19 protein-coding genes and 2 tRNA genes are annotated in these 20,854 nt (G+C 74.8%); 15 read left to right on the top strand and 6 right to left on the bottom strand.

What is annotated here, in order from left to right; all coding sequences use genetic code 11:
* Positions 1-2 precede the first annotated feature (2 nt).
* The 4 genes from ABUL08_RS10570 to ABUL08_RS10555 all read left to right on the top strand — a co-directional run bounded on the left by ABUL08_RS10570 (position 3) and on the right by ABUL08_RS10555 (position 4,829).
* Positions 3-470, top strand: a complete 468-nt coding sequence (locus ABUL08_RS10570) for a hypothetical protein (protein WP_350936955.1) — start codon at positions 3-5, stop codon at positions 468-470.
* Positions 471-475: 5 nt separating this feature from the next.
* Positions 476-2,467 carry a copper resistance CopC family protein gene (locus ABUL08_RS10565; RefSeq protein ID WP_350936953.1) on the top strand — a complete coding sequence of 664 codons (1,992 nt, stop codon included), beginning with the start codon at positions 476-478 and terminating at the stop codon, positions 2,465-2,467.
* A 180-nt stretch (positions 2,468-2,647) separates the two neighbouring features.
* On the top strand, positions 2,648-3,922 hold the full coding sequence (locus ABUL08_RS10560; protein WP_350936952.1) for a D-alanyl-D-alanine carboxypeptidase family protein: 1,275 nt from the start codon (positions 2,648-2,650) through the stop codon (positions 3,920-3,922).
* Positions 3,923-4,046: 124 nt separating this feature from the next.
* Positions 4,047-4,829: a M15 family metallopeptidase gene (locus ABUL08_RS10555; protein ID WP_377522751.1), complete on the top strand. Its 783-nt coding sequence runs from the start codon at positions 4,047-4,049 to the stop codon at positions 4,827-4,829.
* A 43-nt stretch (positions 4,830-4,872) separates the two neighbouring features.
* Here the strand turns inward: ABUL08_RS10555 and ABUL08_RS10550 are convergent, their stop codons facing one another.
* The gene (locus ABUL08_RS10550; protein WP_350936950.1) at positions 4,873-5,910 is read right to left on the bottom strand and encodes a M4 family metallopeptidase; all 1,038 of its coding nucleotides are present in this window, start codon (positions 5,908-5,910) and stop codon (positions 4,873-4,875) included.
* A 114-nt stretch (positions 5,911-6,024) separates the two neighbouring features.
* On the opposite strand from ABUL08_RS10550, the gene ABUL08_RS10545 reads away from it, so the two are divergent.
* The 3 genes from ABUL08_RS10545 (at position 6,025) to ABUL08_RS10535 (ending at position 8,950) form a co-directional block, all read left to right on the top strand.
* Positions 6,025-6,531 (top strand): DinB family protein, encoded by a 507-nt coding sequence (locus ABUL08_RS10545; protein ID WP_350936948.1) that lies wholly within the window; start codon positions 6,025-6,027, stop codon positions 6,529-6,531.
* 80 nt (positions 6,532-6,611) lie between these two features.
* A complete protein-coding gene (locus ABUL08_RS10540; RefSeq protein ID WP_350936947.1) occupies positions 6,612-7,811 on the top strand; it encodes a M20 metallopeptidase family protein in 1,200 nt (399 codons plus the stop codon).
* Between the two features lie 98 nt (positions 7,812-7,909).
* Positions 7,910-8,950 (top strand): zinc-dependent alcohol dehydrogenase family protein, encoded by a 1,041-nt coding sequence (locus ABUL08_RS10535; protein WP_350936945.1) that lies wholly within the window; start codon positions 7,910-7,912, stop codon positions 8,948-8,950.
* Positions 8,951-8,973: 23 nt separating this feature from the next.
* On the opposite strand, the gene ABUL08_RS10530 is transcribed toward ABUL08_RS10535, so the two are convergent.
* Entirely contained in the window at positions 8,974-9,759 is a 786-nt protein-coding gene (locus ABUL08_RS10530) for an alpha/beta hydrolase (RefSeq protein ID WP_350936943.1), read from the bottom strand.
* A 185-nt stretch (positions 9,760-9,944) separates the two neighbouring features.
* Here ABUL08_RS10530 and ABUL08_RS10525 point away from each other — a divergent pair, with 185 nt between their 5' ends.
* Positions 9,945-10,328: a hypothetical protein gene (locus ABUL08_RS10525; protein ID WP_350936941.1), complete on the top strand. Its 384-nt coding sequence runs from the start codon at positions 9,945-9,947 to the stop codon at positions 10,326-10,328.
* Between the two features lie 210 nt (positions 10,329-10,538).
* On the opposite strand, the gene ABUL08_RS10520 is transcribed toward ABUL08_RS10525, so the two are convergent.
* Positions 10,539-11,504, bottom strand: coding sequence for a DUF3800 domain-containing protein (locus ABUL08_RS10520; RefSeq protein WP_350936939.1), 966 nt, complete (start codon positions 11,502-11,504; stop codon positions 10,539-10,541).
* A gap of 364 nt (positions 11,505-11,868) precedes the next feature.
* Between ABUL08_RS10520 and ABUL08_RS10515 the strand changes: the two genes are divergently transcribed.
* From ABUL08_RS10515 to ABUL08_RS10505, 3 genes are all read left to right on the top strand, one after another.
* Positions 11,869-11,942, top strand: a tRNA-Trp gene (locus tag ABUL08_RS10515).
* Positions 11,943-11,976: 34 nt separating this feature from the next.
* Entirely contained in the window at positions 11,977-13,176 is a 1,200-nt protein-coding gene (locus ABUL08_RS10510) for an RtcB family protein (RefSeq protein ID WP_350936937.1), read from the top strand.
* 33 nt (positions 13,177-13,209) lie between these two features.
* Positions 13,210-13,282: transfer RNA gene (locus tag ABUL08_RS10505), tRNA-Arg, on the top strand.
* A 283-nt stretch (positions 13,283-13,565) separates the two neighbouring features.
* Here ABUL08_RS10505 and ABUL08_RS10500 read toward each other — a convergent pair.
* Together ABUL08_RS10500 and ABUL08_RS10495 are read right to left on the bottom strand one after the other, a co-directional pair.
* Positions 13,566-15,056, bottom strand: coding sequence for an MFS transporter (locus ABUL08_RS10500; protein ID WP_350936935.1), 1,491 nt, complete (start codon positions 15,054-15,056; stop codon positions 13,566-13,568).
* Between the two features lie 82 nt (positions 15,057-15,138).
* On the bottom strand, positions 15,139-15,738 hold the full coding sequence (locus tag ABUL08_RS10495; protein WP_350936933.1) for a TetR/AcrR family transcriptional regulator: 600 nt from the start codon (positions 15,736-15,738) through the stop codon (positions 15,139-15,141).
* 189 nt (positions 15,739-15,927) lie between these two features.
* On the opposite strand from ABUL08_RS10495, the gene ABUL08_RS10490 reads away from it, so the two are divergent.
* The 3 genes from ABUL08_RS10490 (at position 15,928) to ABUL08_RS10480 (ending at position 17,985) form a co-directional block, all read left to right on the top strand.
* Positions 15,928-16,146, top strand: coding sequence for a hypothetical protein (locus ABUL08_RS10490; RefSeq protein WP_350936930.1), 219 nt, complete (start codon positions 15,928-15,930; stop codon positions 16,144-16,146).
* Positions 16,147-16,184: 38 nt separating this feature from the next.
* Positions 16,185-17,081 (top strand): alpha/beta hydrolase, encoded by an 897-nt coding sequence (locus tag ABUL08_RS10485; RefSeq protein WP_350936928.1) that lies wholly within the window; start codon positions 16,185-16,187, stop codon positions 17,079-17,081.
* 133 nt (positions 17,082-17,214) lie between these two features.
* Complete coding sequence (locus ABUL08_RS10480; protein WP_350936926.1) at positions 17,215-17,985, top strand: hypothetical protein; 771 nt, start codon at positions 17,215-17,217, stop codon at positions 17,983-17,985.
* A 13-nt stretch (positions 17,986-17,998) separates the two neighbouring features.
* Here the strand turns inward: ABUL08_RS10480 and ABUL08_RS10475 are convergent, their stop codons facing one another.
* Complete coding sequence (locus tag ABUL08_RS10475; RefSeq protein ID WP_350936924.1) at positions 17,999-19,378, bottom strand: squalene monooxygenase; 1,380 nt, start codon at positions 19,376-19,378, stop codon at positions 17,999-18,001.
* 425 nt (positions 19,379-19,803) lie between these two features.
* Here ABUL08_RS10475 and ABUL08_RS10470 point away from each other — a divergent pair, with 425 nt between their 5' ends.
* On the top strand, positions 19,804-20,763 hold the full coding sequence (locus tag ABUL08_RS10470) for a TolB family protein (protein ID WP_350936923.1): 960 nt from the start codon (positions 19,804-19,806) through the stop codon (positions 20,761-20,763).
* Positions 20,764-20,854: the final 91 nt, after the last annotated feature.

Genomic DNA, 20,854 nt, shown 5'->3' with positions numbered 1-20,854 from the left:
CGATGGTCGCGATCCCGTCCCGCATCCCGCGCCGCCACGTCGGCCGGGCCGTGCTCCTGCTGCTCGTCCTGGCGCTGGTCGCGGTGTCGATCGTCCGCTTCGGCGGCGACGCCTCGGCGCGGCAGGGCTACACCGTCCCGCACGACGGTCAACTGGAGGCCACCCTCGGTGTCCGCTTCACCCAGGCCGCCGTGGTCGGCGACGGCGGCCTGGTGGAGCTGCGCTACGTCGTGCTGGACACCCAGAAGGCGTCGGCCTTCCAGAACGACACGAAGCATCCACCGCGGCTGCGCAACGAGCGGTCCGGGAAGCTGGCCTGGCGCGCGGCGCTGATGAAGCAGGGGCACGAGCTGCGCCCCGGGCAGAGCTACTACCTGCTCTATCTGAACGCCGAGAGCGCCATCAAGCGGGGCGACCGGATCGAGATCACCTCGGGGCCGCGCCGGCTGGCCCACGTACCGGTGCGGTGAGCGGGGTGCGCCGGCTGCTCCGCGTCCTCGCCGTCGTCGCCCTCGCCGGGCTGACCGTGCCGGTCGGGTCGACGCCCGCCCAGGCCCACGCCTATCTGGCCCGCAGCGCGCCCGCCGACGGGGCGGTGCTGGACGCGGCGCCGGAGACCCTCAGCCTCTCCTTCACCGAGCACGTGGAACTCGCCGCCGCCCGGATCGCCCTGGTCGACGGCGACGGCCGGCACTGGGCGGTCACCGGGCTGGCGCTGCGCGACGCGGACGGCGCACCGGCCGCGCCGGACGCCGACAGCGAGGAGCCGGTGACCCTGGTCGCCGGCCTGCCCGCCCTGCCGCCGAACACCTACCACGTCACCTGGCGGACGCTCTCCACCGACGACCTGCACACCACCAACGGCACCCTGGTCTTCGGGGTGGGCCGGCAGGTCACCGCCACCGGCACCGCCGGCCCGGTCGGCCCCGGCCCCCGGGAGACCGTCGCCCGGGCCCTCGGCCTGCTCGGCCTCGCCGTCCTCGTCGGCGGCGCCGCCCTCGCCCTCCTGCACACCGCCCTCCCCGCCCGCCGCCGCGAGGTGCCGTCCGGTGCGGACCCGACGGTCCGCCGGCGGTTGCTCGTGGTCGCCGGGTACGCGGGGGCGGTGGCGTTGCTGGCGGCGCCGCTGCAACTGGCGATCCAGCTCGCGGGGGCGGAGGGTGCGCGCGGGCGACTGCTCGCCGACCAGCTCACCAGCGGGCGCTGGCTGCTGCGCGAGGTCGGCACGGCCACGCTGCTCACGGTGGTGGCCCTCGCCGCCCGCCGCTGCCGGCCGGTCGCCGGCCCGACCGCCCCGCCCACCGACGGCGTGACGGCCCCGGCCGGTCCGCCCGTCGACAGCCCGGCCGGACGCGGGTCCGTGACCGTCGGGGTGCTCGGTGCGCTCGCCGCCGCCGCCGGCACCGCCCTGCTCGGTCACCCGATGGGCGGCGCGACCCGGACCGCCCTGATCGGCGGGATCCATGTGCTGGCCGCCGGCGGCTGGGCCGGCGCGGTCCTCGCCGCGGCCGTCGCCCTGCTGCCGCTGCTGCGCCGCACCCCCGACCGCGCCGCCCAGGTACGCGCCCTGCTGCGCGCCTTCGCCGTCCTCGCCGCCGGCTGCCTCACCCTGCTCGTGCTCACCGGGCTGCTGCTCACCGGCCCCCAGGTGGCCACCGTGGACGCGCTGCGCGGCTCGCCGTACGGGCTGCTGCTGCTCGGGAAGGTGGCGGTGGCCGGGGTGGCCGGGCTGCTCGGCCTGCGGACCGCCCGTCGGCTGCGTCGCGCCGACCTGCCCCGCCGGGGGCTGCTCGTCGAGGCCGGCCTGCTGGCCGTCGCGCTGGGCCTGGCCGGGGCGCTCGCCGCCGCCGGCCCCGGTCGCGGTCCGGCCTTCCCGACGGCCGCCGCCGGCCGGAGCGAACCGCTGGTCAGCGGCCAGGTCGCCGACCTCGTCGACACCGTCGCCGTACGCCCCAACCGGCCGGGCCGCAACATCGTCAGCGTCACCGTCGGCGACACCCGCCGGCCGGCGCCCGGCCCGGTGACCGGGGTGTCGCTGCTGCTCACCGGCCCGAACGGGGAGCATGCCGTACACCCGGTGACCCGCACCGCCGACGGCTGGGTGGCCACGGTCGACGACATCCGTACGCCGGGCGACTGGCGGGTGGGGGTGACGGTGCTGCGCGACGGGTTGCCCCCGGTCACCGACACCCACCCGTGGCTGGTGCCCGCCGCCGGGTCGACCGGTCCCGCCGTCCGGGGCCCGGCCGCGCCGCTGCGACCGGTGCTCGACCGGGCGGCGCTGCTGCTGACCATGATCGGCGTGGCCGTCGCGGCGCTGGCCGGCTGGCGGTGGCGTCGTCGGACCAGCGCCGCCGGACCGACACCGGGCCGCGCGTCCGGCGGCGACCCGCACGACGGTCCCGACGAGCCGGCGGGGACGCCCGACGGGTTGGCCGTCAGCGGGGGCGTACGGGCCGGACCCTGACCCGGATCGCTCCCGGGACGCGACCGACGGCGCGTTCGGGGACCTGTCCGACGGCGGCGCACCGGCACCGGACGCACGACTGCGCAGTCGACCGGCCAGCGTACCGGCCCGGCCGGTTCGCCGGACGCGAATGGCGGAGCAGGCGACCCGATCGTGGCGGCGTGGCTACCGTCCGGGGGCATGAGAGTCCTGCCCGCCGCGCTGGCCACCGCCCTGCTCGTACCCGCGCTGAACCTGCCCACGGCGGCCGTCGCGGTCGGTCGGACGACGGTGCGCGGCGGCCGGGCCGGTCTGCCGGCCGCTGCGCCGCCGTGCCCGAACGTGCCCGCGCCGGCGACCCGCCCGCCGCAGCCCCCGCCGCCGGACGACGCGGCGGCCCGGGCCGTCGGCGGGGCCGCGCTGGCCACCGCCGGCCTGGCGGTGCCGCCCGCGGTCGCCGCGCCGCCGGCCGTCACCGCCACCTCCTGGGTGGTCGCCGACCTGGACAGCGGCGCGGTGCTGGGCGGCTGCGGCCCGCACGAGTACGGCGTGCCGGCCAGCGTGCAGAAGCTGCTGCTGGCGGCCACCATGCTGCCCCGGCTGGACCCGCAGCGGGAGGTCACCGTGACGGCGGAGGACCTGGCCATCGAGCCGGGCAGCTCCGCCGTGGGGCTCGCCGAGGGCGGCCACTACCGGATCGAGACGATCTGGCTGGGCCTGCTGCTCAAGTCCGGCAACGAGGCGGCCAACGCGCTGGCCCGGCTGGGCGGTGGCCCGGACGGCCAGGCCGGCGGGATCCGCGCGATGAACGAGGAGGCCCGGCAGCTCGGCGCCCTCCAGACCCACGCGGTGACCCCCTCCGGACTGGACGGGCCCGGCCAGTTCACCAGCGCGTACGACCTCGCGCTGATCGCCCGGGCCTGCTTCGCCGACCCGAACTTCCGCCGCTGGACCGCGACCCGGACGGCCGAGATCCCCGGCCAGCCGGCGCTGCGGGAGAAGCCCTTCCAGATCCAGAACGACAACCAGCTGCTCTACCGGTACCCGGGCGCGCTGGGCGGCAAGACCGGCTTCACCGACCTGGCCCGGCACACCTACGTGGGCGCGGCGCAGCGCAACGGCCGGCGGCTGCTGGTGACCCTGCTCGGCGCGGAGATCCCCACCCAGCGCGGCTGGGAGCAGGGCGCGGCCCTGCTCGACTGGGGGTTCTCGCTGCCCGGCGACGCCGCCGTCGGCCGGCTGGTGCGCCCCGGCGAGCTGACCGGTGCCAGCCCGTCGCCGTCCGGGCCGGCGTCGGCCCTCGCCGGTGGGGAGCGGCTGCGCGGTGCGCCGACCACCGACCCGACCCCGTGGTCCGGGCCCGCGCCCGCGCTCGGGGTGGGTGCGCTGCTGGTGGCCGGGGGAGCGGTGCTGCTGGCCCGCCGACGGCGGCACGCCGTCCGGGCCCACACCAGTGGCACCGGTCGAGGCCGGTAGCCGCCGGGCCGGTGTGCGCGAAGGTCCACCGCCGCCCGGCTCCGTCCGGTAGACAGGCAGCGTGAGCAGCCGGGGCGGACCGTCGGACGTCGCCCGGCGTACCGTCGGTCGGGGCCTGGCGGCGCTGGTCACGGTGGCCGTCGCGGTCGCCGGCTGCCAGCGGCCCCCGCCGGCACCCCCGCCGCCGTCGCCTTCCGCGACCGGGCCGCGCGCCCCGGCGGACGTCGTCGTGCTCACCGACGTCGACCCGCGCATCCGCGCCGACATCCGGTACGCGGGCGCGCACAACTTCGTCGGCCGCCCCGTCGCCGGCTATCCCGAGCCGCTCTGCCTGCTCACCCGGGCGGCGGCCGAGGCGCTGCGCCGGGTGCAGTCCGCCGCGCTCGCGACCGGTCACGGCCTCAAGGTGTACGACTGCTACCGCCCCCAGCGGGCCGTCGACGACTTCGTCGCCTGGGGCAAGCTGCCCGACCAGCAGCAGATGAAGGCCGAGTTCTATCCCGACGAGCCCAAGTCGAGGCTCTTCGCCGACGGCTACCTGGGCGCGCCGACCGCGCACAGCCGGGGCAGCACCGTCGACCTCACCCTGGTGCCCGCCGCGCCCCCCGACCAGGCCGCGTACGTGCCCGGACAGCCGCTGGTCGCCTGCACCGCACCCGCCGGTCGGCGCTTCGGCGACAACTCCGTCGACATGGGAACCGGCTTCGACTGCTTCGACCCGCGCGCCCACACCGCCGACCCCCGGGTCACCGCGGACGCCCGGGAGAACCGGGAGCTGCTGAAGCGGCTGATGACCGCGCAGGGCTTCGAGAACTATCCCCGGGAGTGGTGGCACTACCGGTTCACCGCCGAGCCGTACCCGGCGACGTGGTTCGACTTCCCGGTGGCCCGGTCGTCGCTGCGCTGAACGCCGTCCCGGCCGGTCGACCGGCCGGGACGGCGTCGCGCGGTCAGAGGATGCCGCGGGCGGCGAACGCGGCGCGGGTCGCGTCGGCGGCGGACGACCCGTAGAGCCGCTGCGCGGCGGCCACGGTGGCCAGCGCGGCGTCCCGGAACGAGGTGTCCGGGGCGAAGTCGAACTGCGCCTCCACGATCAGGGTGCTCGCCCTGCGGTCGCCGAGGCTGCCCCGGATGTCCCACAGCGCCCGCGACCAGATCTCCCCGTCGGCGTGCACCTCGCCCACCACGTCGGCCGGGTAGACCTTGGTGCCGTCGAGCCGGCGCAGGCAGTGCGGGGCGGTACGCGTGTAGGCGACCGAGTCCCAGTCGGCCACGCAGGCCTCCGGGGTCTTCGTCGGCGTGCCGGTGGCCCAGCTGGTCACCGCGACCGCCAGGTAGTCGCCGAACGCCTCGCCGATGGCGCCGGACTCGGCGTTGGTGCCGAAGCCGGGCACCTGACCGTCCTGCACCGAGTGGCCGTACTCGTGGACGATCACCTCGGCGTCCTCGGCGTCGTCCACCCCGCCCTTGCCCAGGGTGATGTTGGCCTTGTCGTCGCGGAAGAACGAGTTGTCGCCGCCGTACTGGTCGATGCGCAGCTCGATCTGCCGCTGGTTGACCGGGCGCAGGGTGCTGCCGAAGCCGAGTGACTGGAGGTAGGCCTGGGCGGTGTTCACCCAGTGGTAGCCCATGACCTGCTCGAACTGGTCGGCGTCCCGGTGCCAGGCGGGGAAGTTGCCGTCGACCGCCCGGGCCGGCGTGCCGGTCTTGCTCTTGACCACCACGTACCGGCCGGTGAGGGTGCCGGAGCCGTCCAGGTTGGTCAGCAGCACCGACCGGTACGCCCCGGCCAGCGCCGGGTAGTCGGCGTCCTTCTGGTCGGTCAGGCTCTGGTCGCCGAGCTGCTGCACCGGGTTGGGGGCGAAGACCGTCGCGGCGGCGGTGTTGCCGTACGGGTCGCCGGCCGCCTGGACGGTCGTGCCGCCGGCGACCAGCGCCGCGGTGGCCGCCGTGGCGACCAGCGCGGAACGTCGGAGGTGGAGGTGCATTCATGATCCCTTCACGGGTGGATCGATGCGCTGAGACTAGGCTTCGCCCGACCCCCTGCCAACCCTCGACGGGCAGGCCAGCCGCCTCCCGTCGTCGCCCGTGAGGAGCCCACCGTGGAGACCGGACGGATCGGACCGCCCCTGCGCGCCGGAGAGCGCGAGACGCTGCGCGCGTTCCTCGACTACCACCGCGCCACCCTGGCTCAGAAGTGCGCGGGCCTCACCGACGAGGAGCTGCGCCTGCGGGCGTCGCCGCCGTCGACGCTCTCCCTGCTCGGCCTGGTCCGGCACATGGCCGAGGTGGAACGCGCCTGGTTCCGCCGGGTCATCGCCGGTGAGGACGTCCCGCTGGTCTGGTCGGCGACCGACGACTACCAGGAGGCGTACGACGCCACCGGTGCGAGCCGCGCCGAGGCGTTCGAGGCGTGGCAGCGGGAGGTGGCGCACGCCCGCCGCATCGAACGGGAGGCCGAGTCGCTGGACGTCACCGGCCACCAGGTCCGCTGGGGCGAGGACGTCTCACTGCGCCTGGTGATGCTGCACATGATGCACGAGTACGCCCGGCACAACGGCCACGCCGACTTCCTCCGCGAGGCGATCGACGGCACCGTCGGCGTCTGACCGGCGGGTGTCGGAAGGACGACGCCGCGGCACCGCCCCGGCGGGTTGACCGGACCGGTGGTCCGGTCGATCCTCGGGGGATGGCGCAGCCGACCACGGAACACTCCGGGCTGCTCGGCCGCGCGGAGCGCCGCCGGGCCCCGCTGACCGAGCTGTACCGGCGACTGCACCGGCATCCCGAGCTGGGGCTGCGGCTGCCGCGCACCCAGCAGGCCGTGCTCGACGCCCTGCGTCCACTCGGCCTGGAGCTGCGTACCGGCACCACCTCCACCGCCGTGGTCGCCCGGCTGCCCGGACGCGGGGAGGCACCGCCGGTGCTGCTCCGCGCCGACATGGACGCGCTGCCGCTGACCGAGCGCACCGGCCTGCCGTACGCCTCCGAGGTCGACGGCGTGATGCACGCCTGCGGTCACGACGCGCACACCGCCATGCTGGTGGAGGCCGCCCACCTGATCGCCGACGCCCCACCGGGCCCACCCGGCGACGTGATCCTCATGTTCCAGCCCGGCGAGGAGGGGCACGACGGCTGTCGTACGGTGCTGGCCGACGGCCTGCTCGACGGCGCGTTCGCCGCGTCCCGCGCGTACGCCCTGCACCAACTGCCGGCGCTGCCGTCCGGGACGGTCGCCACCCGGCCCGGCGCCCTGCTGGCCGGCGCCGACCGGCTCACCGTGACCGTCCGGGGCAGGGGCGGCCACGTGGGCCTGCCGCACCTGGGCGTCGACCCGGTGCCGGTGCTCTGCGCCGTGGTGCTGGCCGTGCAGCAGATGGTCACCCGCCAGTTCGACGTCTTCGACCCGGTCGTGGTGACCGTCAACCGGCTCGACGCGGGAACCCCCGGCGCGGGCCTCATCCCGGACACGGCGACCGCGGAGGGCACCATCCGCACCTTCAGCGACCCGGTCCGCGGCCGGGTCGCGGAGGCGCTCACGACGGTCGCCACCGGGGTCGCCACCGCCCACGGGTGCACCGCCGAGGTCCGGATCGACCCCGGCTACCCGCCGACCGTCAACGACCCGGCCGAGGCCCGCTGGGCGCGGGAGACGGTCGCCGGGGTGCTCGGCGCCGACCGGGTGCACGAGCTGCCCACGCCGGTGCCGGCCAGCGAGGACTTCGCCTACCTGCTGCACCGGATGCCCGGCGCGATGCTGCTGCTGGGCACCCGGCCGACGGACGGGCCCGTCGCGCCCGTGCACTCCGCCGGGATGCGACTCGACGAGGCAGCGCTGACCACCGGGGTCGCCGCCCTGGCCGCGCTGGCACTCACCCCGCGCGACTGAGCGGCGGGACCTCGGTCCCCGGGGACGGGGCTTGCGGCCCTGACCGCCGTCCCTTCCGCCGAGAAACGTGGGCGGGGAGAACGGCGTGAGGAGGAGCCATGAAGGCACTCGTGTACGGCGGCCCCGGCCAGAAGACCTGGACCGAGATCCCCGATCCGACGATCAACCACCCCCGGGACGCGGTGATCCGGGTCGACGCGGTGACCATCTGCGGCACCGACCTGCACATCCTCGGCGGCGACGTGCCCGAGGTCCAGGCCGGTCGGGTGCTGGGCCACGAGGCGGTCGGCACCGTGACCGCCGTCGGCGACGGGGTGGCGAACCTCAAGGTGGGCGACCGGGTCCTCGCCTCCTGCATCTCCGCGTGCGGCGTCTGCCGCTACTGCCGGGAGGGCGTCTACGGGCAGTGCCTCGGCGGCGGTGGCTGGATCCTCGGCCACACCGTCGACGGCGTCCAGGCCGAGTACGCCCGCATCCCGTTCGCCGACCTGTCGACGTACCGGCTGCCGGAGTCGGTCACCGACGAGTCGGCCGTGCTGCTGGCCGACATCCTGCCCACCTCGTACGAGGTCGGCGTGCTGGCCGGCCAGGTCCGCCCCGGTGACACCGTGGTGGTGGTCGGCGCCGGCCCGATCGGGCTGGCCGCGATCCTGACCGCGAAGCTCTACTCGCCGACCCACGTCGTCGCCGTCGACATGGCGCAGCGCCGGCTGGACGCGGCGAAGCAGTTCGGCGCCGACGTGACGGTGCTGGCCGACGGCAACCCCGAGGGGGTCGTCCGGGAGCTGACCGACGGGCTCGGCGCGGACGTGGTGATCGAGGCGGTCGGCACCCCGGCGACCTTCGAACTCTGCGCGGCGCTGGTCCGTCCCGGCGGCCGGGTGGCCAACATCGGCGTGCACGGCAAGCCGGCCACCCTGCACCTGGAGCAGCTGTGGATCCGCGACGTCACCATCACCACCGGCCTGGTCGACACCCGGACCACGCCGAAGCTGCTGGACATGCTGGTCGCCGGCCAGCTCGACACGGCGCAGATGGTGACCCACCGGTTCACCCTCGACCGCATCGTCGAGGCGTACGACGTCTTCGCCCGGCCGGCGGAGACGGGTGCCCTCAAGGTCGTGCTGACCCGCGGCTGACCGGGTCGGGCGTCGGGGCGGCGTCAGCCGGCGTCGCCCCGGCGCAGCGGCAACCAGGCCAGCACGTCCTGGATCTTCGCGTCCCAGTACGCCCAGTCGTGGTCGCCCGGGGAGAAGTCCACGGTCAGCGGGACGCCCCGCTCCCGGGCGGTCGCCACGAAGCGGGTGTTGTCCTCGTACAGGTGGTCCTCGGTGCCGCAGGCGACGTGCAGGGCGGGCAGGTCGTCGCCGGCGCGTTCCAGCAGTGCGATCGTGTCGTCGTCGGTGCCCGACACCGGCCGGTCGCCCCAGACGGTGTGCATGACGGCCGGGTCCGTCGGGCGGGTCGGGTGCTCCCGTCGACGGGCCATGTCCAGCGCGCCGGAGAGACTGGCCGCCGCGGCGAACCGGCCCGGGTCGCGCAGCGCCCACTTCATCGCGCCGTAGCCACCCATCGAGAGGCCGGCCACGAAGGTGTCCTCGCGCCGCGGGGAGAGCCGGAAGAAGGTCCGGCAGACCTCGGGCAGCTCCTCGCTGAGGAAGGTCCAGTACCGGTTGCCGTGCGCCTCGTCGCTGTAGAAGCTCCGGCCGCCCTGCGGCATCACCACGGCCAGCCCGAGCGGCGCCACGTACCGCTCGATCGCGGTGCGCCGGGTCCAGGCGGTGTCGTCGTCGGTGAGGCCGTGCAGCAGGTAGAGCACCGGCGGGTCGCCGTCGACGGCGCCACCGGCCATGCCGATCCCGGCCGGCGTCCGGTCCGGCAGCAGCACCGTCATCGACGTGCCCATGCCCAGCGCCTCGGAGAAGAAGTCACAGCGGATCCGCGCCATGGGCGTGGATGCTACCCGCCCCGACCCGCCGACCAGGGCGTCCCCCGGACGGGCGACCGGCACACCCGATCGACGGTTCCTATTGCCTCCGGCGTCCAGGAGGGACAGGATGACCAGGCGCGCCCCGGTTACGTCCCCGTAACCAGCGCGTTGCTGGTTCTGTCACGAAGAAGTGGGAGTCAGTCATGAGCGACGTGTCCGCCGCGCTGGGTGTGCGTCTCTACCCGGACCTGGTCGAACGGGGTGGGCTCGCGCCCGCGCTCGCCGAGACTGCCGCCCGCAACGGCCTCGACGTCGGCCGGGTCACCGCTCCCGAGCAGGGGCGCAGTCGCTTCACCTGCGCCGAGCTGAGCTCCGAGCGTGGGACGGTCTGCGTCGGGCTGGGTGCCCAGGCCCGCTATTTCATGCTCGACCTCCGGGTCGACGGCGAGGTCCAGGCGCGCGGCGACGCCACCGACCTGCTCCAGGTCGCGCAGGTCGCCGACGCGTGGCGCGGTGGCGCGACGCTCGACGAGATCAGCGCGCTGTTCTGCTTCATGAAGCAGCTGCGGGTGGCCGAGGCGCGCTAGGTCAGCTCTGCTGATAGTTGACCGCCGCGAACCCGCACGGCAGGTGCAGGTAATAGGCACCCTCGCCGACGGGGTCAGCCGCTCCGGGTCGCGGTCCGCGATCAGACCCAGCTCCTCGATCGCGTCACCGTCGTCGGCGACCGCCCTGGTGATCAACTCCTCCAGCACGGGGCGATCGTACGGCGGGAGCCCCGTCACCCGTCGGGTCGGTCACGCGCGGTGCGGCGGGAGCAGCGTGTCGTCGACGATGCCGGGCAGCCGCCGGGCCACCCCGGCGAGGAGGTCCGCGACCTGGACGCGCGGATCGTCACGGGAGTCGACCATCACCAACCCGGCCAGGGGTGACACGCCGGCCGGCAGGCCGCCGGACCGGTCGGCCAGCACCCGCTGGAGGCGGGTCAGCCGGTCGGCCGTGAGGGCACTCTGCTCGTCGTGCGTCACCAGCACCTGCCGCCGGCCGTCGCTCCAGGACAGCACCGTCTCCGCCAGCGCCGGCAGCAGCGGTTCCAGCGGTGGCGGGATCGACCGGTCCTCGTTGTCGAGCCGGGTCACCACGGCTCGTACGCGGGCCGGGTCGAGCCCGTCGAGGAGGGCGACGGCCGGCGCGTCGAGGTCGTGTCGCAGCAGGGCGTCCCGTGCGTGGAAGAACCGCTGCACGTTCTGGCGGCCCGGCTGCCGGCGCTTCGTCCGGACGAGGTCGACGAAGGCGGTCAGGAAGGCGTCCCAGTCGCTGCCGACGGCCCGTCCGGCCCGGTGCAGGGCGAGCGCGGCCGGCCGGTGCCGGTGCGCCAGCCGGGTGCCGGCCGCGTACGACGGCTCGGTCAGCAGCAGGTCGACGATCCGGGTGACGAGGAAGAACTCCTTGTCGACCAGGTGGACGTGGGCGCGACCGGTCAGCGCCGTGCGGAACCACCGCACCGCCGCCCCCGCGTCGGGGCGGCGCAGGAACTGCCCGGACTTCAGCTCGTCCGGGGCGAACCGGAACGTGGCGCGCAGGGCGGTGATCAGCGCGGCGGCCTCGTCCCGGTCCAGGTCGACGCTCGCGTGGGTGATCACCGGGGCGGTCGAGTGCAGCAGGTTGGTGCCCGAGAAGCCGGACTCGTCGCAGGCGATCTCCACCACCGCGCCGACCGGCGCCTCCGTCGGCGGCAGCCCGCCCTGCAGCGGCGACCTCACGCCCGCTCCTGCGCCATGCCGACCATGATCCGCCCGCGTACCCTGGTCGGACAACCGGATTGCGATCGCGGCCGGTCCGACCGGGCGGCCGAATATCCATTGCGGTGGTTGCGCGGTCGACCTACCTTCATGGAGCACCGCCGACCGGATCAACCCAGGGGAGTACGCCGTGCAGCAGCACCTGCGCACCGAAGCCCCGCGGCCCATGCCGCGCGGTGGTGCCACGCTGCCCACCGGCGAGCGAAACCGGGCCCGCTATCGGTGGCAGCGCTGGCAGGACGGGTGGCGGCGCGACTAGCGCCAGCGCGACACGCGCAGCCGCCCGCCCCGTACCCGGGTCCGGGCGGCTTTTTCGTCATCCCGGAGGGGCGTAGCTCAGCCCGGCAGAGCACCGGATTCCAAACCCGACGGTCGCAGGTTCGAATCCTGCCGCCCCTGCTCGACATCACCCACCATCTGCGAGGAGACCACGATGGGCTTCACCCCGCTCGCCGGCACCCGTGCCCCGGTACGGGTCTGGACCGACCCGTACACGATCGAGGCGCAGGCGGCGAAGCAGCTGCGCAACATCGGCGCGCTGCCCTGGGTGCAGGGCGTCGCCGTCATGCCGGACGTGCACTTCGGCAAGGGCGCCACCGTCGGCTCGGTGATCGCCATGCGGCAGGCCGTCTCGCCGGCCGCCGTCGGCGTGGACATCGGCTGCGGCATGTCCGCGGTCCGGACCTCGCTCACCGCGGCGGACCTGCCCGACGACCTCGCCCCGCTGCGCTCGGCGATCGAGGCGGCCATCCCGGTCGGCTTCGCCAAGCGGGACGACCCGGTCGACCCGCGCCGGGTCCGGGGCCTGGAGCAGGCCGGCTGGGACGCCTTCTGGCAGCGCTTCGGTGAGCTGGACCGGAAGGTGGCCCAGCTGGAGCACCGGGCGCAGCGGCAGCTGGGCACCCTCGGCGGCGGCAACCACTTCATCGAGGTCTGCCTGGAGCAGGGCGGCCCCGACGACGGGCAGGTCTGGCTGATGCTGCACTCCGGCTCCCGCAACATCGGCAAGGAGCTGGCCGAGCGGCACATGGCGGTCGCCCGGCACCTGCCGCACAACGTCGACCTGCCCGACCGGGACCTCGCGGTCTTCCTCGCCGGCACCCCGGAGATGGACGCCTACCGTCGGGACCTCTGGTGGGCCCAGGAGTACGCGCGGCGCAACCGGGCCGTCATGCTCGCCCTGCTCTGCACCGTGGTCCGCGACGCGTTCCCGCAGGTCGCGTACGGCGAGCCGATCTCGTGCCACCACAACTACGTGGCGGAGGAGACGTACGACGGGGTGGACGTGCTGGTGACCCGCAAGGGCGCGATCCGGGCCGGCCGGGGAGATCTGGGGATCATCCCCGGTTCGATGGGCACCGGCTCGTACATCGTGCGCGGGAAGGGCAACGCGGACGCGTACTGCTCGGCGTCGCACGGGGCGGGGCGGCGGATGTCGCGGGGGCAGGCGAAGCGGACGTACAGCACCGCCGACCTGGTCGCGCAGACCGCCGGGGTGGAGTGCCGCAAGGACGCCGGGGTGGTCGACGAGATCCCCGGCGCGTACAAGGACATCACCGAGGTGATGGCGCAGCAGGACGACCTGGTCGAGGTGGTCGCACACCTCAAGCAGGTGGTCTGCGTGAAGGGTTAGGCCGGTCGGCGCCCGAGGGGGCGCCGACCGTACGCCCCGGTGGCTCAGTGGAGAGAGCGTCGGCCTACGAAGCCGAAGAGCCCAGGTTCGAATCCTGGTCGGGGCACCTCATCAGGTCACGACTCCGGTACCTGTCGGCGGTCCGGCAAGGCGATCGCCTTCCTGGAGAGCCAGAGCCCAGTCCGTCGGGAACGCGACGAACTCCGCCGCGACCGCTACGTCGTCGACGACGAACTCTTCTACCAGGCGACGATCGCCAGCGCCCGCGCCAACGACCAGCTCGTCGAGACCGCCCGGCGCCAGGGCCGGACCACGGTTAGCCGCCGACCCGTACGCGATCGCCGGCCCCCCGTGACGGGAGGCCGGCGATCGGGCGTGCGGTGCGGGCCTCAGCCCAGGTGTACGGCGTTGGTCGTGGCGAGGTCCTCCTTGCGGACCTTGATCAGCAGCAGGGTGGCCAGGCCGGAGAGCAGGATGAGCCCCGCGCCCCAGGCGAACGCCACCGTGTAGCCGTGCACCAGCGCCTTGGCCTGGGTGAGCGGATCGGGCATCCTGCCGACCAGGTACGCGGCGACCGCGCTGGTGTACATGGTGTTGAGCAGCGCGGTGCCGAGCGAGCCGCCGACCTGCTGGGTGGCGTTGAGGGTGGCACTGGCCGCCCCGGCGTCGTGCTCCGGCACCCCGACCAGGGCCAGGCTGGACAGCGGCACGAAGGTGAAGCCCAGCCCCAGGCCCAGGACGACCTGGGCGGGCAGCAGGTGCGCGACGAAGGAGGTGTCCAGGCCGATCCGGGTCAGCGAGAGCATCGCCCCGGCGGCGAGCACCGCACCGGCCAGCATCAGCGGCTTCGCGCCGATGCGGGGCAGCAGCTGACTGGCCACGCCGGCGGCGACGAGGACACCCAGGGTGACCGGCAGCGAGGCCAGGCCGGCCTTGACCGGCGTGTAGCGCAGCACCACCTGGAAGTAGAACGTCAGGAAGAGGAAGGCGCCGAAGAGACCCGCGCCGATCAGCATCGAGGCGAGGTACGCGCCACCCCGGTTGCGGTCCAGCAGGATACGCAGCGGCAGCAGCGGGTGGCTGGAGCGCAGCTCGATCAGCACGAAGACGGCGAGCAGCACCAGCCCGGCGGCGATGAAACCGATGGTGGCGGCGGCGTCCCAGCCGTCCTCGGCCGCCTTGGTGAAGCCGTACACGAGGGAGACCAGGCCGGCGGTGACGACGACGGCGCCGGGGATGTCGTAGCGGGTGTCGCCGTGGGCGCGGCTCTCCGGCACCAGCGGGATGGCGGCGACGAGCGCGACGGCGGCGATGGGGATGTTCACCAGCAGGCACCAGCGCCAGTCGGCGTACTCGGTGAGCACGCCGCCGAGGACGAGCCCGACGGCGGAGCCGCCACCGGCGATGGCGCCGTAGACGGCGAACGCCTTGGCCCGCTCCCGGGCCTCGGTGAACAGCACGGTGAGCAGGGCCAGCGCCGCCGGGGCGAGCAGCGCGCCGAACGCGCCCTGCAGGGCCCGGGCGGCGAAGAGCAGGCCGCCGGTCTGGGCGAGGCCGCCGATGGCGGAGGCGAGGGCGAAGCCGACGATGCCGACCCCGAAGGTGCGCTTGCGCCCCCAGTAGTCGGCGATCCGGCCGCCGAGCAGGAGGAGACCGCCGAAGGTGAGCGTGTAGGCGGTGACCACCCACTGCCGGTCGGCGTCGGAGATGCCCAGGTCGGCCTGGGCCTGCGGCAGGGCGATGTTCACGATGGTCGCGTCGAGGACGACCATCAGCTGGGAGATGGCGATCACGGCGAGCGCCAGCCAGCGGCGCGGGTGTGGCGTCGTCGGGGCCGGGGCGTCGGACGCGCCGGGCAGGGTCGAGGTGGTTCCGGACATGGAGGGGCCTTCCGTGGTGACGAGAGCCGGGGTGTTGCAGTGGACGGGTGGGACACCCGCGTCGTGACGGGCGCCGGGGTGGTCAGTCGGACCGGTAGCGGAGCACCGGGAGGAGGACCTGGTCGACGAGCTGCACGAGGAACGCGTCGTCGACGGGCAGGCCGTGGGCCAGGAGGCGGGACATCACCATGGCCGGGGCGAGGTCGTGGAAGAGGTGCCGCTCGCCGGCCTCGGCGGGGATCTCGCCTCGGGCCGCCGCGCGGACCACGACGGCGACACTGCCGACCTGACCGGCGGGCATCACCTGCTGCCGGATCAGGTGGGCCAGCTCGGGGCTGCTGCGCATGGCGAAGGTCAGCGCCTGCATGAGGTCGCCGTCGGCGATGCAGATGGCGGCCGTGGTGCGGAGCAGTTCGATCAGGTCGCCGCGGAGCGAGCCGGTGTCGGCGGGGGTGTGCACGGCGACGTGCCGGTGCCGCAGCGCGGCGGCGACCAGCTCGGCCTTGCCCGGCCAGTGGCGGTAGATGGTGGCCTTGCTGACCCGGGCACGGGTGGCGACCGCGTCGATGGTCATCCGGTCGTAGCCGACTTCGCGGAGCAGGTCGATGACGGTGGTCATCAGCTCCGGATTGCGGTCGGCGGCGGTGGCCTGGTCGAGGCCGCCCCGCTGTTCTGCCCGCATCCCCACCTCCAGCGAAACGATGTCGTACTGAGGCTAGTCGGCCCGGACCCGTGTGCGAGTGAAATATGAGCGACGTCGCAGCGGACAGCGAAACGAATCCGTTCCGCCGGGGTTCACGGGCGGTTCACCGGCGAGGGCGATGCGGGCATCCCGGACCTGCTCGGCCCCCGACTTCGCTACCGTCGGGGCGTGGCCGAGGTGAACCTGCGCCTGCGTGGCGGGCCGTACGACGGACAGACCGTGGGCTGGGACGTGCCGGATCCGGACGATCCGCCGATGTCGTACGAGCTGAGGCTCCACGGGCCGCACGAGGGGGCGGAGACGTTCGCGTACCGCCGGGTCGAGCGGGCGCCCGAGGGCGCGGACGGGACCTGGATCTACGAGGCGCCCGACCCCGGCTCCCGGTAGGGGCATCCGCCGGCGCCGCCCGCCGCTACGGTGATCGCATGCCGGTCACCCGCCGTCGACTCCTGACCTCTCTCGGCACCGTCGTCGGCGTGGCCGGCCTCGGCGCGGGCGGGCTCGCCCTGGTCGACGCGGAGGTGCTGCCGGGCCGCTCGGTGCTCGACCACGCGCTGGGCCGGTGCGACGCCCCGCCGCCGCACGCGCCGCAGGCCACCGCGCCCCCGCCGGTCACCGGCAGCTTCCGCTCCGCGGCGCGCCGCCGGGAGGTCGCCTTCGCCATCTCCTACCCGCCCGGGTACGCCCCGGGCTCCCCGCTCCCGGTCTGCCTGGCGCTGCACGGGTACGCGGCGGACGCCCGCAGCGCCGTCACCGCCGCCCGCTATCCGGAGTTCCTCGCCGGGGCGCTCCCCGCCGGCGCGGCGCCGTTCGCCCTCGCCGCGCCCGACGGCGGCGACGGCTACTGGCACCCGCACGCCGGTGACGATCCGCTCGGCATGCTCGTCGACGAGTTCCTGCCGCTGCTCGCCGCCCGTGGCCTGAGCGCCGACCGGGTGGCCGTGGCCGGCTGGTCGATGGGCGGGTACGGCGCTCTGCTGGCCGCCGTCACGTACCCCGACCGGTTCCGGGCCGTGGTGGCCACCTCCCCGGCGGTGTTCCACTCCTACGCCGACGCCGAGCGGGTCAACGCCGGCGCGTTCGACAGCGCCGACGAGTGGGCCCGCTACGACCTCACCGCCCGGGCCCGCGAGTTGGCCGGCCGGCCGGTGCGGATCGCGATCGGCGCGGCCGACCCGTTCGCCCCCGCCGTCCGGCGGCTGCGCGAGCGGCTGCCCGACCCGGCGATGGTGGAGATCGGCACCGGCTGCCACGACACCGACTACTGGGTCTCCGTGGCACCGGCCCAGGTGCGGGCGATCAGCGCGGCCCTGGCCGACTGACGCCGTCCCGGCGGTCGCGGCTTGACGCGGGCGGGTCGCCGTCCGAGGATCGACGCATCGGATGTCGCGACCTCGGCGGCCCTCATGGGCCGTGCGGGCTGAAACGTCGACTCTTCACGAAGGGACGACGCGCGTGCATCCCCTGCTGCGACGACTGGACGACCTCGGCGCCCACCTGGCCACCCGGGGAGACGTTCTGGCCCTGCTCGGCCTGGGTTCCGCCGGGGCCGAGCACGACCGGCTGGACGACCACTCCGACCTGGACTTCTTCGTCATTGTCGACGACGGTGCCAAGCCCCGCTACCTGGCGTCGACCGACTGGCTGGCGGCACCCTGCCCGGTCGCGTACAGCTTCGCCAACGACCGCAACGGCCGCAAGGCGCGCTACGCCGACGGCGTCTTCGTCGAGTACGCGGTCTTCACCGTCGACGAACTGCGCGCCCTGCCCATCGCCGGGGCGCGGGTGGTGTGGCGGCGCGCCGACGCGCCCGCCGACCTGACGAGCTGCGGCCCGGCGCCGGCCGGCCCGCCCTTCGACACCGTCGAGTTCCACCTCAACGAGGCGTTGACCAACCTCTACGTCGGCCTGCACCGGGAGCTGCGCGGGGAGCGGCTGACCGCGTCGCGGTTCATCCAGTCGTACGCCGTGGACCGGGTGATCGCACTGCTGCACCTGGCGGCCGGGCCGGGCCACCGTCGGGACCCGTTCGACCTGTCCCGACGGGTCGAGGCGGCGTACCCGCCGGAGGTCCTGCCGCTGGCCGAGATGGTTCCCGGCTATGCGGACAACCGGCGGGCCGCCGCGTTCACCCTGGCCTGGCTGGTGGACCGGTACCCGGTCGACCCGGTCATCCGGGCCGCCATCGAGCAGCTGCTCACCGACGGGCCGCCCCCGCGCCGGTGAGCGTGCCGGCACCTCACCGGACCGACAACTCCTCCACCCGCGCCTCCGCCGGGGCGACCGTCGGGGCGGTACGCCGACCGGACCAGAGCACCCGCGCGACGATCCCCGGCGCGAAGAGCGCGGGCGGCGGCGTCATCAGGTTGGCGACGCCGAGGAAGCGCCGCCCGACGACGGCGTGCCGCGCGGCGGCGACGTGCAGCCGGGCCACGTACGCGTTGAGGAAGCGGGTCCGTCGACTGCGCGGCCCGACCACCGTCGGGTACCGCAGGTCCGCGCCGACCGCCATGTCCCACGGCACGTCCACCACCTTCGCCGCCGCGGCGAAGAAGCGTCGGGGCAGCCCGGTCCGGCCCTGCCGCAGGCAGTCCCGCAGCACCATCGCCTCCGCCGCCGCGACCGTCATGCCCTGCCCGTACGCGGGGTTGAAGCTGCACAGCGCGTCGGCGACGGCGAGGAAGCCCTCCGGCAGGCGGGTGAGGTGCTCGTAGCGGCGCCGCACGCTGGTGGGCAGCCGCAGCCGGCGGGGCGGGCCGAGCGGCTCGGCCCGGCTCAGCAGCGCGTGCAGCTCCGGGGCGGGCAGCCGGCCGGCGAAGGCCAGGTAGCCGTCCGGGTCGACCGGCGGGTCCTGGCCCGGGCCGACGCCGAGCAGGGTGACCATCCACCGGTCGCCCTCGGCCGAGATGGCCACCCCGCCGTACGGGGTCTCGGGGGACGGGCCGCTGATGAAGGCGGCGAAGTCGGTCTCGCCGGGGGTGCGGCGGTACTCGCGGGAGACGTACACGGTGCCGGGGTCGACCCGGTCGGAGACGGGCGGCTGGTAGCCGAGTTCGGCGAGCCAGGTGCTGCCCCGGTTGCCGCGCCCGGTGGCGTCCACCACCAGGTCGGCGTCGTGGTGCTCGGGCACGCCGCCGCGGGGGAGGATCCGCGCGCCGACGACCCTGCCGCCGTCGGCGTCGGCGATCAGCCCCACCGCCTCGCAACCGTCGCGGAGGTCGACGTTCGGCAGCGCCCGGACCCGTTCCCGGACGTAACCCTCCAGGGCGCGCCGGCTCACGCAGAGCCCCGCCATCCCGGAGGTGACCCGGGGGACCCGGTGGCCGTCGTTGACCCAGAGGCAGTCCCGCTGCACGTCGACGGGGACGGCGCCCCGGGCGGTCAGGTCGGCGATCAGGCCGGGGAAGAGCTCCTCGAGGACCTGGAGCCCTCGGGCGAGCAGGCCGTGCGAGTGGATGCTCTGCGGCACGCCCCGACGGTCGGCGTCCGCGGTGGGCAGCAGGTCGCGGTCGAAGACGGTCACCTTCGCGTACGCGTCGCTCAGCACCCGGGCGGCGAGCAGGCCGCCGATGCTGCCGCCGAGGACGATCGCCGTCCCGGTCTCAGTGGTGGTGGACACGGTGGACTCCGTTTCTGCACAAGTGGTGTCCCCAGTGAGCGGCACGACGGTGTGGCGGCGGAAGCGAATTGCCGGACGGCTAATTGACAGACCATTCCCCGGCGGTATTACCGACCTGTTGGCCGACCGGCGAGTGAAGGTGAAAGACCTGCTCGGGGGCCTTCTTCAACCGTTTTGCAGGCCCTTGGTGACCGACATCTCAGTCGTCTACCGGTCAGGCCGAGCGGTTCCCGGAACACCGAAAAGGAGGACGGTGAAATCGATCGGTCGGGCGGCCGTGAAACACCCGACCGGGGCGTACGACCATTCGCTCCGTCGACGGCGGGCTGACCGACCGGCCCACCCGGGTCGGGCCGGTCATCCGATACGGCGGCGTCCGTCGCTTCTGGAGGGTGGACCGAGGTCTCTTCACACGGGGGTAACGAATGAACCTGAACCGACGGACGATGCTGCGCGGCGCCGCCCTGGCCGGAGCCGCGGCGGTGACCGGCCTGGCCGGCGGCCTGACCCGGGCGCTCCCGGCGAGCGCCGCCGACACCACCGGGGTGGTCAACGGGCCGTGGCTGGTCAGCACCTACGGCGTGTTCACCGTCGAGCCGGGCCGCACCACGCCGCGGCTGCTGATCGACAACTGCCGTGACGGCGTCGCCTCACCCGACGGCCGGTACGTGGCCGTCCTCTCCGGCGGCTGGCGTCCCGGCGAGCCGCGCCCGGCCGCCCTGTCGGTCTTCGACCGGGTCACCGGGCAGCTCCGGCCGCTGCTGGCCGCCGAGGACGGGGTCCACTGGGAGTGGCCGGTCTGGTCGCCGGACGGCACCGAGATCGCCCTGCTCCGCGAGCGGGACACCCTGCTGGCGGTCGACGTCGCCACCGGGGGCACCCGGATCCTGGTGCAGGGGCACACCATGAGCAAGCCCCACTGGTCCCGGGACGGCTCCATGATCACCATGTGGTGGTACAGCCGCTCCGAGGGCCCGCAGCTGCGCACGCTGACCCTGGCCACCGGGAAGCTGCGACGGATCTACTCGCCCGGGGTCGAGGGCGAGTACTTCAGCGACCCGGTCTTCATGCCGAACTCGGAGCGGGTGGTGTTCAGCACCAGTCGCTGGGCCGTGGCCGGCGACCCGTACACCGCCCAGTCGCTGGCCTCCGTCCGGATCGACGGCACCGGCTTCAAGCGGCTCACCGACGGCCAGTGGATGTACTCCTCGCCGGTCTTCTCCCCGGACGGCCGCTACTGCGCGGCGATGTCCGTGCCGCGCACCAACGAGTACCCGGACGGCGGCAACATCATCGTCACCACCAGCGGCTTCGGCGATTCGTGGTGGATCCCCGGCGACGAGTACGACGACAGCAGCCGGATCGACTGGGCCCGCGCCCTCTGACCTGATCGACCCTCCGCCGCGGCGGCCGGCTCCCGGCCGCCGCGTCGGCGTCTGTCCGTCGCGCCGATCGCCGCCCGCGCCGCCGCACGGT

Origin of the sequence: Micromonospora sp. CCTCC AA 2012012, from assembly GCF_040499845.1 — a bacterium.
In the GTDB taxonomy this organism is placed as follows: Bacteria; Actinomycetota; Actinomycetes; order Mycobacteriales; family Micromonosporaceae; genus Micromonospora; species Micromonospora mangrovi.
This window is presented reverse-complemented; position numbering and strand designations above follow the sequence as displayed.